11 protein-coding genes, 2 tRNA genes and 1 pseudogene are annotated in these 15143 nt (G+C 60.8%); 10 read left to right on the top strand and 4 right to left on the bottom strand.

Annotated features, from left to right (window positions below; translation table 11 throughout):
• The first annotated feature begins 11 nt into the window (after positions 1 to 11).
• The 5 genes from HPS01S_RS17445 to HPS01S_RS17425 all read left to right on the top strand — a co-directional run bounded on the left by HPS01S_RS17445 (position 12) and on the right by HPS01S_RS17425 (position 3842).
• On the top strand, positions 12 to 1109 hold the full coding sequence (locus HPS01S_RS17445; protein WP_066158913.1) for a tartrate dehydrogenase: 1098 nt from the start codon (positions 12 to 14) through the stop codon (positions 1107 to 1109).
• A gap of 279 nt (positions 1110 to 1388) precedes the next feature.
• A complete protein-coding gene (locus HPS01S_RS17440) occupies positions 1389 to 1661 on the top strand; it encodes an HU family DNA-binding protein (RefSeq protein ID WP_066158910.1) in 273 nt (90 codons plus the stop codon).
• Positions 1662 to 1681: 20 nt separating this feature from the next.
• Positions 1682 to 1757 (top strand) — tRNA-Val (locus tag HPS01S_RS17435).
• Between the two features lie 85 nt (positions 1758 to 1842).
• Positions 1843 to 3738 carry a SurA N-terminal domain-containing protein gene (locus HPS01S_RS17430; RefSeq protein WP_066158907.1) on the top strand — a complete coding sequence of 632 codons (1896 nt, stop codon included), beginning with the start codon at positions 1843 to 1845 and terminating at the stop codon, positions 3736 to 3738.
• Positions 3739 to 3766: 28 nt separating this feature from the next.
• Positions 3767 to 3842: transfer RNA gene (locus HPS01S_RS17425), tRNA-His, on the top strand.
• A 774-nt stretch (positions 3843 to 4616) separates the two neighbouring features.
• Here HPS01S_RS17425 and HPS01S_RS17420 read toward each other — a convergent pair.
• The gene (locus tag HPS01S_RS17420) at positions 4617 to 5699 is read right to left on the bottom strand and encodes an HNH endonuclease (protein ID WP_066158904.1); all 1083 of its coding nucleotides are present in this window, start codon (positions 5697 to 5699) and stop codon (positions 4617 to 4619) included.
• The gene (locus tag HPS01S_RS17415) at positions 5692 to 7266 is read right to left on the bottom strand and encodes an ATP-binding protein (RefSeq protein ID WP_169803953.1); all 1575 of its coding nucleotides are present in this window, start codon (positions 7264 to 7266) and stop codon (positions 5692 to 5694) included. The genes HPS01S_RS17420 and HPS01S_RS17415 overlap by 8 nt, the downstream gene beginning before the upstream one ends.
• 787 nt (positions 7267 to 8053) lie before the next feature.
• Here HPS01S_RS17415 and HPS01S_RS17410 point away from each other — a divergent pair.
• From HPS01S_RS17410 to HPS01S_RS17395, 4 genes and pseudogenes are all read left to right on the top strand, one after another.
• Positions 8054 to 8695, top strand: coding sequence for a hypothetical protein (locus HPS01S_RS17410; protein WP_066158898.1), 642 nt, complete (start codon positions 8054 to 8056; stop codon positions 8693 to 8695).
• A gap of 18 nt (positions 8696 to 8713) precedes the next feature.
• Entirely contained in the window at positions 8714 to 9790 is a 1077-nt protein-coding gene (locus HPS01S_RS17405) for a helix-turn-helix domain-containing protein (RefSeq protein ID WP_066158895.1), read from the top strand.
• Between the two features lie 60 nt (positions 9791 to 9850).
• The gene (locus HPS01S_RS17400; protein WP_066158893.1) at positions 9851 to 12448 is read left to right on the top strand and encodes a DEAD/DEAH box helicase; all 2598 of its coding nucleotides are present in this window, start codon (positions 9851 to 9853) and stop codon (positions 12446 to 12448) included.
• A gap of 558 nt (positions 12449 to 13006) precedes the next feature.
• A pseudogene (locus HPS01S_RS17395) lies at positions 13007 to 13636 on the top strand (IS3 family transposase); the annotation flags it as partial.
• A gap of 3 nt (positions 13637 to 13639) precedes the next feature.
• Here HPS01S_RS17395 and HPS01S_RS21865 read toward each other — a convergent pair.
• Positions 13640 to 14086, bottom strand: a complete 447-nt coding sequence (locus HPS01S_RS21865; RefSeq protein WP_157576414.1) for a hypothetical protein — start codon at positions 14084 to 14086, stop codon at positions 13640 to 13642.
• A 68-nt stretch (positions 14087 to 14154) separates the two neighbouring features.
• Between HPS01S_RS21865 and HPS01S_RS17390 the strand changes: the two genes are divergently transcribed.
• Positions 14155 to 14421, top strand: coding sequence for a helix-turn-helix domain-containing protein (locus HPS01S_RS17390; RefSeq protein WP_066158890.1), 267 nt, complete (start codon positions 14155 to 14157; stop codon positions 14419 to 14421).
• Between the two features lie 469 nt (positions 14422 to 14890).
• Here the strand turns inward: HPS01S_RS17390 and HPS01S_RS17385 are convergent.
• A partial coding sequence (locus HPS01S_RS17385; RefSeq protein WP_255284238.1) for a hypothetical protein occupies positions 14891 to 15143 on the bottom strand: 253 nt, incomplete at its 5' end.

Genomic DNA, 15143 nt, shown 5'->3' with positions numbered 1-15143 from the left:
AGGAGCGTCCCATGCCATCACCCCATCGCATCGCAGTCATCGCCGGAGACGGCATCGGTACCGAAGTCATGCCTGAGGGCCTGCGCGTCCTCGAAGCGGCCGCAACCAGGTTCGGCATCGACCTGCAGTTCGACCATTTCGATTTCTCCAGTTGCGACTACTACGGGCGCCACGGCAAGATGCTGCCGGACGACTGGAAGGAGCAGATCGGAGGACATGACGCGATCTATTTCGGTGCGGTCGGCTGGCCCGACAAGGTGCCCGACCACATCTCGCTCTGGGGCTCGTTGCTGATGTTCCGTCGCGAGTTCGACCAGTACGTCAATGTGCGTCCGGCCAGGCTGATGCCCGGCGTGCGGGCGCCGGTGGTGCGGCGTGATGGCAGCCCGCGCGAACCGGGTGAGATCGACATGGTGATCGTGCGCGAGAACACCGAGGGCGAGTACAGCAGCATCGGTGGCCGCATGTACGCCGGCACCGAGCGCGAGATCGTGGTGCAGGAGACGGTGATGTCCCGCATCGGCGTGGACCGCGTGCTGCGCCACGCCTTCGAAGTCGCGCGTTCACGCCCGAAGAAGCATCTAACCAGCGCCACCAAGTCCAACGGCATTGCGATCACCATGCCGTACTGGGACGAGCGCGTGGAAGCGATGGCCAAGGAGTATCCGGACGTGAAGGTCGACAAGTTCCACATCGACATCCTCACCGCGCACTTCGTGCAGCGGCCCGACTTCTTCGACGTGGTGGTGGGCAGCAACCTGTTCGGAGACATCCTCTCCGACCTGGGACCGGCCTGCACCGGCACCATCGGCATCGCGCCGAGCGCCAACCTCAACCCCACGCGCCGGCATCCTTCCCTGTTCGAGCCCGTCCATGGTTCGGCGCCGGACATCGCGGGGCAGGGCATTGCCAACCCGATCGGGCAGATCTGGTGCGGGGCGATGATGCTGGATTTCCTGGGGCATCGCGAGGCCCACGACGCCATCATGCGGGCCATAGAAACCTGTCTGGCCCCCGGTAGTGATGCGCCACGCACCCGCGACCTTGGGGGGCAGGCCAGCACCAGCGATCTCGGCAAGGCGATCGCGGCCAGCGTGCAGGCGTGGTGATCCGGCACGCGGCATGGTGTTCGTCGCGCGTGTGTCGCAGGGAGCCCATGCAAACCGCATAGAATCTCGCGGTTCTGGCGTTCGTCGGGGGTTTCGATGGCCTCTGTATTGACAGTGCAGCAGCCCCGTGGGTCTAATGAAGTCGCGCGTGGGCGGTGGCTTTTCCGCACCGGTGCGACCTGTGACCCAACCAGAAACTGCAGGCGGTGACGGCCGGTGCTTCACCATCACGCACTCGCCTGATGAGACGAACTTTTATTTCTTATAGAGGGGCTATTTGTGAACAAAACAGAACTCGTCGAGCACATCGCCAAGCACGCCGACATCTCCAAGGCTGCGGCCACCCGCGCACTGGACTCCACCATCACCGCCATCCGCACCACCCTGAAGAAGGGTGGCACGGTGTCCCTGGTGGGTTTCGGTTCGTTCGCAGTGACCAAACGTCCCGCTCGCAAGGGTCGCAATCCCCGCACCGGCGCTGAGATTAAAATCAAGGCCGCCAAGGTTCCGAAGTTCCGTCCGGGCAAGGCCCTCAAGGATGCTCTGAACTGAGCAAACCCAGGTACCCGGTGGGGTGCTTAGCTCAGTCGGTAGAGCGGCGCCCTTACAAGGCGTAGGTCGGCGGTTCGACCCCGTCAGCACCCACCACCATCAAGAAGGCGAACTCGGGTTCGCCTTTTTTGTTGTCGACATTCCGATGTCGGCGTTTGTTTGAAGTAGCAGGATTCCAGGCATGTTCGACTCCATCCGCAATCACAAGAAGTACCTCATGGGCTTCCTGCTGATACTGATCATTCCGTCTTTCGTGCTGTTCGGTGTCCAGGGCTTCACCGACTTCAACCAGCGCGGTGAAGCCGTGGCGACGGTGGACGGTCACGACATCCGCAAGAGCGAATGGGACGAGGCGCACCGCAACGAGGCGCAGCGCCTGCGGGAGCAGATGCCCAACCTCGATGCCAAACTGCTCGACAGCGACGCCGCGCGCTACGCGACGCTGGAACGGCTGGTGCGCGACCGCGTGCTGGCCGCCGCCGTGCAGAAGGACCACCTCTATACCAGCGACCAGCGCCTGGCGCGCGCGTTGCAGGAAGACCCCGGCATCGCCGCGCTGCGCAAGCCCGACGGCTCACTGGATGTCGAACGCTATGCGCAGATGGTGGCGCGTCAGGGATTGACGCCCGAGGGCTTCGAAGCCCGCATCCGCTCCGACCTGTCCATGCGCCAAGTGCTCGGTGGTGTGCAAGGCACCGGGTTCGCGCCATCGGCCGTGGCCCAGGTGTCGCTCAACGCATTTTTCGAACGACGTGAAGTGCGCGTGCTGACGCTGGCCGCCAAGGACTTTGCGGCCAAAGTGGCGCCGACCGATGCCGAGATCGAGCAGTTCTACAAGGACAGCCAGGCCCTGTTCCAGGCGCCCGAACAGATCGACGTCGAATACCTCGTGCTCGATGCCGCGGAGATCGCCAAGGGCCTGACGCTCAACGAAGAGGACCTGCGTGCCTACTACAAGGAGAACGTCGCCAAGCTCTCCGGTGACGAGGAGAGGCGTGCCAGCCACATCCTGCTCAATGCCGCGGCCGGCGCGCCCGCCGAGGAGCGCGAAAAGGTCAAGGCCAAGGCGCAGGCCCTGCTGGCTCAGGTGCGCAAGGCGCCCGAAACCTTCGCCGCCGTGGCCAAGGCCAACTCGCAGGACGCCGGGTCTGCCGCCAAGGGTGGCGACCTGGAGTTCTTCGGACGTGGTGCGATGGTCAAGCCGTTCGAAGACGTGGTCTTCTCGCTCAAGAAGGGTGAGATTTCTGATCTGGTGGAAACCGAGTTCGGTTACCACATCATCCAGCTCACCGACATCAAGGCTCCCAAACAGAAGACGTTCGAGGAAATGCGTCCGCAGATCGAGGCCGATCTGAAGAAGCAGCAGGCGCAGAAGCGCTTCGCAGAGAGCGCGGACGGTTTCGGCAATACGGTCTACGAGCAGGCGGAAAGCCTCAAGCCCGCGGCAGACCAGTTCAAGCTCGAGATCAAGACCGCGAAGGGCCTGACACGCCAGCCGGTACCGGGCTCCGGTGTGCTGGCCAATGAGCGCCTTCTCTCCGCCCTGTTCGCGCCCGACTCCGTCCAGAACAAGCGCAACACCGAGGCGATCGAAACGGCCTCGGGCCAGTTGACGGCGGCGCGCGTCGTGAACCACGCGCCAGCCCGCACGCTGCCGCTGGCCGAAGTCCGCGACAGTGTGCGCGCTCGCCTGATCGCCCAGCGGTCCGCCCAGATGGCCAAGGAAGAGGGTGCCCGCAAGCTGGAGGCACTCAAGTCGGGCAGCGACACCACTGCGCTGCCTGCATCTGTGGTCGTTTCTCGCGACAACCCGCAAGGTGTGTCCGGACAGGTCCTGAGGGCGGCGCTCAGCACCGACCCCAAGCAGTTGCCATCCTGGGCCGGAGTGGACCTGGGCGAGCAGGGCTATGCAATCGTGAAGGTGGAGAAGGTGCTGCCGCGCGCCACGCCCTCGGCCCAGAACCAGGAAGTGCAGCAATATGCCCAGTGGTGGAACGCCGCCGAGGCGCAGGCGCACTACGAGCTGCTCAAGCAACGGTTCAAGGTGAAGATCCTGGTGCCAGAGCCAAAACAGTAAAGGTTCACGCTATAATGGCAGGCTTGCGGTGGCTGTAGCTCAGTTGGTAGAGTCCAGGATTGTGATTCCTGTTGTCGTGGGTTCGAGTCCCATCAGCCACCCCAGATAAATCAAGGAAACCCCGCTATCTAGTTGATAGCGGGGTTTTTCGCTTTTGCTGTCGTGTAGCCACTGTGTAGCCGCCGGTACAGGGTTTTGCACGTATAGCCAGTGCTTACAGATGAGCCCCACATACCCCGCAATGTGCATCGGCCATGTGGACAGGCAGCTGCGTTTCAACCTGCATGTCATGGCAGTCACTGCAGGCATTCAGAGTTCTTGTCCACCACCTGGTCGGCACGTCGGTAATAGCTTTCGCTGCAATGTGGTACTTCGTGAGCCGTATGTACCGCAAGTGAGATCGCTAAGGACGGCAGCGCCTACGATGCTACAAACGTACATCCAGATGCGTGCGGCTAAGAAACGGCGCACATCCTTGGCCAGTTTTCAGGGCCTGAGTGGGTGACAGGTGATCAAGCACTCGCTCCGGAATGCGATGGTTGTACATGTCCGGGTAGTGCTTGAGCGTCGTCGACAACTCCTCAGCGACTTGAAGCTCGTTCGACCGTTGAATTAGCTCATCCGATCATTGAAGCGTTCAACCATGCCGTTGGTCTTTAGGTAACGGGGCAGGCACAGACGGTGCTCAATAGACAGTGAGCGCCTTGCGCCGACGGCTATCTGCCAATGGCTGACAGGTACGCTGATCCGGTTGCCAAACGTCTTGAAGCCGCGAAGGCGCCACCGCACCGGGACAAGCAACGACACTTCGACCGCATGGGGATTTGGTAGTCTGGAGCGTGGCCAAAGCCAAGTCGGCTTCTGCAGGCTGTGGAATGCTAAGCGCGTCCTCGGCGATGCGACACAGTTTTGCGCACTGCGGTCGAAACATGCGTCAGCGGCTTCGGCTTGGGGGCTGCAGAGGCTGCGACAAGTTGATTGATGGCTGCTGGATCTCTCAACAGCGCCTCAAAATACTTGGCCTCGATGGAGTTGGCCAAGCCCGTCCTCTCCTGCAAGGTATCGAGCAGAAACTTCAACCGGTCAACCACTTCCTCGCGGTTCACGCTTTTGCCGGCTATGTACTTCTCAAACGCCATGTGCAGGCGTCTGACGATGCCGCGTGACCGGTCTTTTACCTTCATCTTCCCCACGTGAAAAAGCACCAGAGCGCGCTGCGCATCGGTCAGGTGCCGCTTCCACAAGAACCGTCCGATTTCAGGTCGACCACCAGACCATACCAAGCCGACGTCGAACACGCCGTCGTGCAGGAATTCGTCGAGGTAAGGATGGATGAACCGTCGAGTTTCTTGAACTCCCAGCACCTTGTTGGGCCGTAGTGGAGTTGCTTCGAAAACACGCAGCGAAGGGGCCGGAGGCGTTTTTGCCCGTCGAGCCTTCTTTATGCTTGCCTTCTCTTTCTCGCAGAGTCGCAGGCGCCCCATGCTCCTGTATGCTTTCGCCGGCATAGCCGGCTTGTATGGGTAGAAACTACCCTTTGAGCCTTGGCAGTCACTGCAGGCCGGCACCAGGTTCAACGACAGGAATGACAGGTGTGGAAATGCCTTATGATTCCTCGGCAAATAGTGGTCGACGGTGATGTTCTTCGGCAACCCACAGTATGGGCACGCGCCGAACCTCTCGTAGTTGCGTAGCTCGGCGATGTAGCGAAATGGTTCAGCCTTGGAGTCGTACAGGTCGTGAAGGAGGCTGGCGATGCCACGCAGCCTTGCCTGCAATAGCCATCGCGGCTTCTCGAATAAGCGCGAGTAGTTGAGGAAAACCCGCTCGAGGTGCTTGGACGCTGTCGTCACCTGCTGGACGCGCGCTTTCCAATCTTTGCCTCTGTATGTGCTTGCATATTGGTGGAGAGCATCGAGGTCCTGCTCGGCCCTTCTTTTGCATAGGAGCGCGCTAGGCATTTGACGCCCCGTCCGCTTCGGCTTGCGCCTTCTCGATCAGGTAGCTCAAACCATCTTCACCGAGATCAGCAGCGAGACCCTGCAATTGCGTTGAACCCCCACGGCTGTGTTGGGCTCGAATAGCGCGGTCGATGCTGTTCTGGAAGCCCTTGCGAATCGCCTCATCTTCGAAGACGTAATCCGAGATCATGGACACGTCCGCACCAAACGTCTGGAGCGACGGCCTGAAGATTTCTGGCACACCTTCCGGCGAGGTCTTCATGACCTTGACGGTGGATTTCTCGAACTCACGGACGACGAACGGCGAATGAGTGACGACCAGCGCGCGCGACCCGGTTGCTTGCAACGTGCGAGCAAGTGTTTGGATCATCAACGTGATGAAGTAAGGGTGCAGATGGTTTTCAGGTTCGTCTACCAACACTAGAGCGCCTCCAATCGAAGCAGTCATCAGCCGCGTGCAAAACAGGACGAGGCTGCGCTGTCCGGAGCTAAGGGAATACGTGCGGCCCTCGTAGTCGCGCATGAATGGCGGGCTACTACGGTCTAGGCGCGCAACCACAGCGTTGTAGCGCTTGAGTGGTAGATCGGTCAGGTGCGAGAGCGAAACTTCACTTTCAAGGACATCGGAATCGTCCCATTGCGAATACTGATCGACCGGCCTCGACGGATGCAGCGGCAACCACAGATCTGCAACAGTCAGAAAGCCCGAGAGGATTTCCTTGAGCAGGCTCAGGTCGCTGAGCCCTCGCTCCATCTCATCCCCTGATGTGACGATCTGATGTATCAAATGAGTCAACTGCCGCCAGTCGCTGGAACGGACGCCCTGCTCGTAGACCGCGACACCTTTGCGACGAAGCGATGCCCACATGCTGCGCTCGTAGGTGAACACTGAGACCCGCAACGGAGGATAGCCTTCGGACTGTCGGTGAACGTTGGGGCTAGGAGACGGCAAGTCTACGGTTCCCAACTTCGCATCGCGGCCGACAACTGCCTTCGCCAGACCCAGCAACAGAGTTGTTTTGCCCGAACCATTCGGACCGATAACGACATTCAGGAGTTGTTGCTGGCCCAACACGTAGGGGAAATCTAGTCGCAGCGGCAGCAAGAACTTCCCACCCCACAAAGGGACCTCTGCTTCCAGCCAATCGACATGGTCGAGGCCCGTCCCGTCTCTTTCCACCGCAAGCATGCTTCGGCGGAAATCTACAAGCGCAAATCGCTCCTCGTCCTCACGGAAGAACTGCGCCCACAGGTTCTGCTCAGACCCACGGATCTGCCGCAAGATTCGCGCGCTTGGGCGCAGCTCATTCAAAACGACGAGTTCGTTGACAAGCAGCAGAAGGCGCTTCGCGAGCTCCGGCCTCAGGACTCGAAATATCTCTTGGTATGCACGCCGATTTCCAATTGACACGACGAACTGACCGAATCTCGACTTGAAGTCAGGTAGTGGCATCCACGCCCGCTCTTTCACCTCCCTGTCCTCTGGTTGAGTATCTAGATAGGGACCATCGGGCTTATCAAGTAGTGTGATCTTCGCCTCGATTTGGAGCTGCTGATGCGGTGCCACGACCCATACCGTACAAGGGAGCACGGCGTTCCGCTCCCACATATGAGAAGGGAGATCCTTCCATGCATCGATATGGACGATCAGCCCATGGGCATTACGATAATCGCTCGGCAGAGAGCTGTGCCTCCACCAAGCCAGCCACACGCCAGGGCGTGATCCATCTATGCGCGGCGTCTCCATTTAGAGCGCCGCGGTTAGAGAACTGCAGGCGGATTCCCCGAATGCGGCCCAGCGCCGAAGCTGCCAACCAAATTCTTCAGCTCGCCGGACCAAAGTGGACCTAAAGAGCTCGCCAATCGGCTGTGCCATCGCGTGTCGTATATCGCTATGTCCTGTCGCCATCTGTTTTTCTCTTCCTGCAGATCTCGATATTGTCAGGTACTAGACCGGTCACTCGACCCCTGCTGCTCACGACTTGGCCTCTACGGCGCCAAATAGAGGGGCCGACAGAATTATGGGTACGGCTGACCTCGGACGGACAACGTCGGGTTGCGGAGTCCGTCATCCTGTCTTCGTTCCTTACCGACGGCACCCAGCCTGGTGCTGCCGGTCAGATTTCGCTGTCGAATGTCGGCGCCGACAACAAGCTGACTTTCAGTCGCGGCGCTTGGATGACCGATCCGCACACTGAGGTAGCGGGCAGGCGAACCGGCATCTTTCTGGTCGGTGTCGTTTAGGGCCTCCAGATGGCCCGAAGGGTCGAGTGCGGAACTTTCTAGAGGAAGTTGCTTGCTTGTTGATTTTATTTGACTACAATGTAGGCGTCGAAAATCAACATCGTCGATCCATGCTGCAGCCCAAGCCCGTAGTTATCAACGAAGACTTCCAGGTTCGCCAGGAATTGCGCGCCCTCGGACTGACGATCGACATCGTCACGTCCATCGCCCGCAAAGCGGCGGCTGCCAAAGCCGAAGCTCTGGAGATTGACCCTTCTAGCACACCTGGGACTCTCGCCTACATCATGGGCGTTCGAGCCATCCGCATGGAGTTGATGCCCAAGGGCTGGCGTCTCAGCCGCGCTGGCAATGTGGAATCGACGGTCAATGACGAGCTGGGGATTCAGCTATGCTTCCAGAACGTGGACGTCGCCTGCACGGAGCAGCTACCCCAAGCCATCTCCGGCAAGGGCGCGGGCGCGCGCAAACTCATCCAAGACGGCCAGGCCGAGCTATTCGATCGCGAGGCGCCAGACGCCGTAAACGCCTTCGGAAGCACGCCGACGGTGTGGACGGTGTGCGTGAGCACGGATGGCAAGAAGTTGCGCGCCGAGGTCTCGTGCCCGGAAGCCTTCGAGGGCAACCAGTTCGAGGGGTTCCGCAGGCGCATCTGGGTCGTGGACGAAGACATGGACCCCACTCCGGGCCACATCAGCCAGCCTGACGGTGGCGGCGGCACCCTGGAACACGAGGTCAGAATTGCGAAGAAGTGACGATGAACGAAGCAGCGTATGTTTAACGGGAGCAGACTCACGCTTGCTCGAAAGCGCAGACAGCTCACGAAGAAGGAACTTGCAGAGAAGGCGGGTCTGACCGCCCTGACGCTGACGCGCTTAGAGGCAGGCGATACACCAGAACCGGGCAGTGACACCATGCGTGCATTGGCCCAGGCATTGAACTACCCGACGGAGTTCTTCTATCTCAACGACACCGAGGCACTGGGCACAGAAGCCGTGAGTTTCCGCAGCCTCTCATCGCTGACGGCGCGCCAACGCGACGCGGCCTTGGCGGCAGGGGAGTTGGCGTTCGAGTTGCATGCCTGGGTGGCCGACCGGTTCGAGCTTCCCGCGGTGCAGTTGCTCGACCTGCGCGACGAGGATCCGATCGCGGCCGCCGAGGCCTTGCGCAGCCATTGGGGCATCGGGGCCAAGCCGATCTCGCACATGATCAAGCTGCTTGAGTCCAAGGGCGTCCGGGTGTTCTCGCTGGCCGAGCAGCACAAGCATGTTGATGCCTTCTCCTGCTGGCGGGGCAACGTGCCCTACATCTTCCTTAACACCTTCAAGTCAGCGGAACGTAGTCGTTTTGACGCGGCGCACGAACTCGCCCATCTGGTGCTGCACATCCATGGAGTGACGAACGGCGGACGAGACGTGGAGCGTGAGGCGGACATGTTCGCGTCGGCGTTCCTGATCAATCGCGGCGACCTAATTGGCCATCTGAGCCGTATCAACTCGCTGTCGCAGCTTGTCTCAGCCAAGAAGCGCTGGGGTATCTCGGTGGCCGCGCTGGCGCGTACAGCTTTCGATGCCGGGCTGATCTCGGATTGGCATTACCGCGACCTGTGCAAACAGATGAGCCACCTGGGGTATCGCACGAGCGAGCCGCAAGGTCTCGAGCGTGAGAAGTCTGTGTTGTGGAAGATGGTCTTCGACGAGCTCTGGAAGGATGGCATCACCAAGGATCGCATCGCGGCCGAGCTGCACATACCGCTTGACGAGATCGAGTCGCTGGTTGGTGAGCTGGTCACCCAAGCGCCGCCGCCCATGCCGGGCAACAAGAGGCCCGTGCTGAAGATCGTGTCATAGCCGCGCTTAGAGCGGCCAGCCGCAGAAGCGGCTGGCGTTTGATGTAGGGAGAAACAGAAGATGGCATTCAAAAAACCCACGGCCGCTGTCACCGTGCCGGATAGCCCGGATCGGCTTTTCCTCGATCTGCCCAAGCGGCGCCACCCAAGCCTGTTCGATCACCAGGGGCAGATGCTGCGCAACTACGCTGTCCAGGCCCTGAAAGCCAAGGACGTGGCGCTGCAGTTGCCAACTGGCAGCGGCAAGACCCTAGTGGGACTGCTGCTTGCCGAGTGGCGCCGTCGCAAGTACGGCGAGAAGGTCGTCTACCTGTGCCCGACGGTCCAATTGGTGAACCAGGTGGCCGAGGAGGCCACGACCAAGTACGGTCTGTCCGTCCAGCCCTTCTCCGGCAGGATCAAGGAGTACCTGCCTTCCGCCAAGGCTGCGTACACGGACGGTGACCGCGTCGCCGTCACGACCTACAGCAGCCTGTTCAACACCAACCCTTTCTTCGAGGATCCGGACATTGTCATCGTCGACGATGCGCATGCGGCCGAGAACTACATCGCCTCGCAGTGGACCTTGTCGATGTCCCGGCTGGACAAGAATTCCGCGGTTGTGGCGCTGCATGCCGCCGTGGCCAGCGTACTCAAGCAGGCCGTCTCGGGCACCACGTACTCACGAGTCATGGGCATCACGCGCGACGTCGATGACGCGTCCTGGGTGGACATGCTGCCCGCCTATGTCCTTGCGGAACTGGCCGACGAGCTGAAAACCGCAATCAGCGGCCATATCGAGGGCTTGCGCGAACGCCACCCCTGGAAGAGCCTGGCAGGGCATCTTCACGCCTGCCAGCTCTACATGTCGGCGACCGAGATCATGATCCGTCCGTTGATCCCGCCGACCTGGTCGCACGCGCCGTTCGCGGGCGCGACGCAGCGCATCTTCATGTCGGCAACGCTTGGAGCCGGGGGCGACCTCGAGCGCCTAACGGGTCGGCCCAAGATCCTCCGCTTGCCGATTCCTGATGGCTGGGACGTCCAGGGCATCGGCCGCCGCTTCTTCGTCTTCCCCGAGAAGTCATTGAATGAGGACGATACGCTGGCCCTGCGCCATTCCCTGATGCGGGCGGCCGGTCGCAGCCTGGTGCTCACGCCGCGGATTGACAGCGCCGAGGTGATCAAGGACGACGTCGAAGAGAACCTGGAATTCCCCGTTTTCAATGCAGACGACTTGGAGAAGACCAAGGCCCCCTTCGTGGCCGAGAAGAAGGCCGTTGCCGTTATCGCCAATCGCTACGATGGCATAGACTTCCCGGGCAACGACTGCCGGCTGCTCTTCGTCGAGGGGCTGCCCAAGGCCACCAACCTGCAGGAACGCTTTCTGATGACGCGGATGGGCGCCAACCTGCTCTTTAACGAGCGCGTCCAGACCCGTGTCATGCAGGCGATGGGGCGATGCACGCGCGGCCTCAATGATTACTCTGCGGTGGTGGTGACGGGCCAAGATTTGCCGGCTTATCTGACCGACCGCAAGCGCCGGGCCCACTTCCACCCCGAGTTGCAGGCGGAGATTGAGTTCGGCGTCTTGCAGTCCACCGACACCAAAGCCAAGGACATTGTCGACAACTTCAAGATCTTCCTCGAGCACGACGACGAGTGGCAAGACGCCAATGACACCATCCTGGATCTGCGCAGCACGAAGATCCAGGAAGGCTTCCCCGCCATGGACGAGCTTGCGGCGTCCGTCGCCAACGAAATTGAATGGCAAACCGCTATCTGGAACGAGGATTACGTTCGCGCGCATGACGCGGCGCGGGACGTGCTTGCCGGTCTCAATGGGACTGGGCTTCGAGGCTACCGCGCCCTGTGGTTCTACCTGGCCGGTGCCGCGGCGGAGCGCGCATCGGCTCAAGGTGTACCCGGATTCGAAGCCAAAGCGCGCCAAGCCTACGGCAAGGCCAAAGAATCAGCGCAGGGCATCCCCTGGCTAGTGGCATTGGCGCGTGGCGACGCATTCGGCTCCGGCGATGCTGCCGCAGTTGCTGATGCCGACCTGATGCTGCAGGTCGAGCGGCTGGAGGTGTACCTGGCGGGTCTCGGTACGCTGCACAACCGTGATTTCGCCACGCGTGAGAGCGAGATCCGCAACGGCCTAGCCCTGGCAAAGACCTTCGAGCAGGCGCAAGTGAAGCTAGGTGAGCATCTTGGCTACTCGGCCGGCAAGGAGGAGTCCGATGCATCGCCGGACCCCTGGTGGCGGATCGGCGACAAAGTGATCGTCTTCGAGGATCACGCGGGCGCGAAGGAGGACGTTGTCCTGGATGCCACCAAGGCTCGGCAAGCGGCATCGCATCCGGAATGGATTCGGGCCAAGGTGCTGGGCACCGAGTCGGCCACCATTGTGTCGGTCCTAGTGACGCCCGCGAGGGTGGCCGCCTTGGGAGCCATGCCGTCGCTGGGGAAGGTCAGCTACTGGCCGCTGGACGAGTTCCGAACCTGGGCCGAGGCTGCGCTCGTGGCCATCCGCGAACTGCGCCGCACGTTCACTGAGCCGGGCGATCTCGCCTGGCGTGCCACGGCTGCAGAAGCCTTGGAAGAAGCGCGCTTGGACGCTCCTGGTCTGACCAAATGGCTCTCAAAGCGCGTGGCCAGCGACTTGTTGAAGCCCATGTAGTCCTGAGGCTTCCCAATCTCGCGGCAGTCGGGCAAGACTATCAGTGTCGTGTGCCAACTTACGCTGTGGTGCCTCTCGGCTGAAGGGGGTGCTTGCATTGGGGTGCCAACGCGACGTTTCCCAGCAGCCTGCGCTTAGCCGCATCTTGCGTAGCCTGAGTGTGGTTGGCTTGGTAGCCCGCCAGCCTGACGGCGGGCCTGGTGCCAGCGTAAGTCGCGATTTGGTTGCGGGATCGCTGACCGCGTGCACCTGACCGGCGGCAGTGGGTGGGCGCGACTCTGCTTCGGCGGTGGGGAACGGTCGTTCACGCCGCGACACCGCTGCTTGGCAACACGAACAGTCGACATCTGACTGTACGGTGACGCTGAGCGGGGCGCCCGTCGCCGTGGCGAACGTCGGTTTGATGACGGACAGCGTGAATCTGGACGTTTGGTTCGACTGACTGCACACGCTGCAAACTTGCCGGTGCACCGGCGAGCATCCGCTGGAAGCAGGGGACGCGCTTTAAGTTTGAAGAAGATGCTTTGGTGAGGCACCACACCCGGCATTCACCGAGCGAGGGCGCATGCGACCACTCGACGATCCAAAGCGTTCTCAGCTATCGGCCGGCGTTGTCCGGCAGCCTTGGCACTGAGCCGGTGTCTGTCCACGCGAAGTCGACAAGTCGTCACCGACACGCGCGTGCACTATGGCTACCGCCGGGTTCACGTGATGCTGCGTCGGAGGGGCCATGTATACAACGTCAAGCGGGTTTATCGCCTGTACCGCGAGGAAGGCCTGTCACTGCGACTGAAGCGCCCCAGGCGCAACAAGGCTGCACAGCGCAGGCAGCCCAAACAGCTTCCGCATGCCATCAATGAAATATGGAGCATGGACTTCGTCGCTGATGCGCTGTTCGATGGGCGCAAGTTGCGCATGCTGACGGTGGTCGATCTGTTCACGCGCGAGTGCTTGGTCATCGATGTAGGGCAAAGCCTCAGATGCGAGGACGTCGTGCGCGTGCTCACGGCCATCACCTACGAGCGCGGCGTGCCGCGTACCATCAAGTCAGACAACGGATGCGAGTTCATCTCCAAGGTGATGGACAAGTGGGCTTACGAGCGGGGTGTCGAGCTCGACTTCAGCCGCCCGGGCAAGCCGACCGACAACGCGAATGTGGAGAGTTTCAATGGGCGCCTGCGCCTGGAGTTCTCAATGGCGAATGACGTATGTGTAGTTGGAAATTGAGTTCAGGCAAGCCAGTCGTGTTGGAAAGAGCTCCCACCGGCTGGTGTTGCCTCCACCCAAGTCCTTTGTGATCCATACAGAGCCGTCATCTCGCACGGTTTTGACTGCTCGGGCACCGGGCTCGTCGAGTTCGCGAACCCACTCGTCAGGCGTCCCTGTCGAGAAGCAGTCAGAACTGTTCACATTGACGACAGACCACTGAAGCGGTTGGGGAACGACGTGCTTCTTCTCCGTTTTGTTGCTGTCGATGCCTGATCTAGCCGCGATCACGAGGACCAAGATGATTGCGATGATTATGGTCAAGGAAGTCTTTTCAGAGAACATGGTGCGTTGGTCAAGAAGGTGGTTGCTGGCCACCCGCATTGCTTTCGATTCGCTGTCGCGAGCAAGGCGAATGTTGATTGCCGACATTTGCGATGTTGCTGTTTTGTACCATATAAGCGGGTGCATAAGTGGTTCTATCCAGAGAGATTCTCTGGATGAAAAGCACTCAGAACTTGGAACTAATGAAGGCTTTTGCAGCAGAGCTTAAGGCTCGTCGCAGTGACCTTGGGATTTCGCAAGAGGAACTGGCATATCGCAGCGACGTAAACCGAACGTTTGTCGCCAAGCTGGAGTTGGCCCAGAACCAACCGACGTTGACCGTTCTGTTCAAGCTGGCTGGGGGACTGGGGGCGGAGCTGCCGGAGCTTTTGCAGACCACGCTCAAGCGCTACAAGACAGAGGCCCGCATGTCGAGGAAGTGATGTTCTGACGCTCTGTGCCCAAAGCGCGCCGCTGAATTCAAGATTCGGTGTTTTTGCTATGGCCTGCGGAGCGCCTGCCACACGCACGGAGTACACCGACGTTACTCACTGTGGCTGCTGTGTGCACTCGCCAGCGACGCCAAGCTCCCCGGTGCCACCCGAGCGAGCAATGGATTCTCCGAATCGGCCTCGTATCTCCAAGGCCGCCTCAATCGCGAACGACTTCAATACTGAGAAAGCAATCAGACAGATGGCGTCATTTCAGCGGAATCAAACCCTCACGGGTGCGGCCTCATGGATTCAGCCCGGGCTCCGGGCTTGTGCGGAAGGACTTTGATCGCACCGTTCAAGCACCGCAATCCGGATTTGTGGCGCAGGACGTGCGGGTGGTCCTTGGACCAGGAGCATTGACACGGATGCGCGCTATGAGTGACGACGGCAGCGCGTCAAATGCGACAGCTGTTCCAGCTCAGAAGGGCGCACGCGAGCGCAGCACCTCGACCGGTCCGGCTCCTGCGTAGACCGTCTCGCCATCCGTCAACCGGGTGACCATCCACCAACCATGGTGCTGCTGCACCAGGTAGTCGGCTGGCGTTCCTTCCAGTGGGACTTCCTGCAGACGGACCACGCCGCTCAAGTCGGGCACGCGCAGCAAAGTGGGGTGGATCGATTCCATGCTCATGCCCTCGCCACGGGCACGTCGGCCAGGCAGGTGGTGTAGG

The organism is Hydrogenophaga pseudoflava NBRC 102511 (assembly GCF_001592285.1).
Lineage (GTDB): Bacteria > Pseudomonadota > Gammaproteobacteria > Burkholderiales > Burkholderiaceae_C > Hydrogenophaga > Hydrogenophaga pseudoflava.
Note: the sequence above shows the minus strand (reverse complement) of the source record. Positions and strands in the feature narration are given on the sequence as shown.

Coding starts and splice junctions, on each gene's coding strand:
- HPS01S_RS17405 (WP_066158895.1), top strand. CDS start 8,714: ATGTTTAACGGGAGCAGACTCACGCTTGCTCGAAAGCGCAGACAGCTC.
- HPS01S_RS17445 (WP_066158913.1), top strand. CDS start 12: ATGCCATCACCCCATCGCATCGCAGTCATCGCCGGAGACGGCATCGGT.
- HPS01S_RS17390 (WP_066158890.1), top strand. CDS start 14,155: ATGAAAAGCACTCAGAACTTGGAACTAATGAAGGCTTTTGCAGCAGAG.
- HPS01S_RS17430 (WP_066158907.1), top strand. CDS start 1,843: ATGTTCGACTCCATCCGCAATCACAAGAAGTACCTCATGGGCTTCCTG.
- HPS01S_RS17420 (WP_066158904.1), bottom strand. CDS start 5,699: ATGCCTAGCGCGCTCCTATGCAAAAGAAGGGCCGAGCAGGACCTCGAT.
- HPS01S_RS17410 (WP_066158898.1), top strand. CDS start 8,054: ATGCTGCAGCCCAAGCCCGTAGTTATCAACGAAGACTTCCAGGTTCGC.
- HPS01S_RS21865 (WP_157576414.1), bottom strand. CDS start 14,086: ATGTCGGCAATCAACATTCGCCTTGCTCGCGACAGCGAATCGAAAGCA.
- HPS01S_RS17400 (WP_066158893.1), top strand. CDS start 9,851: ATGGCATTCAAAAAACCCACGGCCGCTGTCACCGTGCCGGATAGCCCG.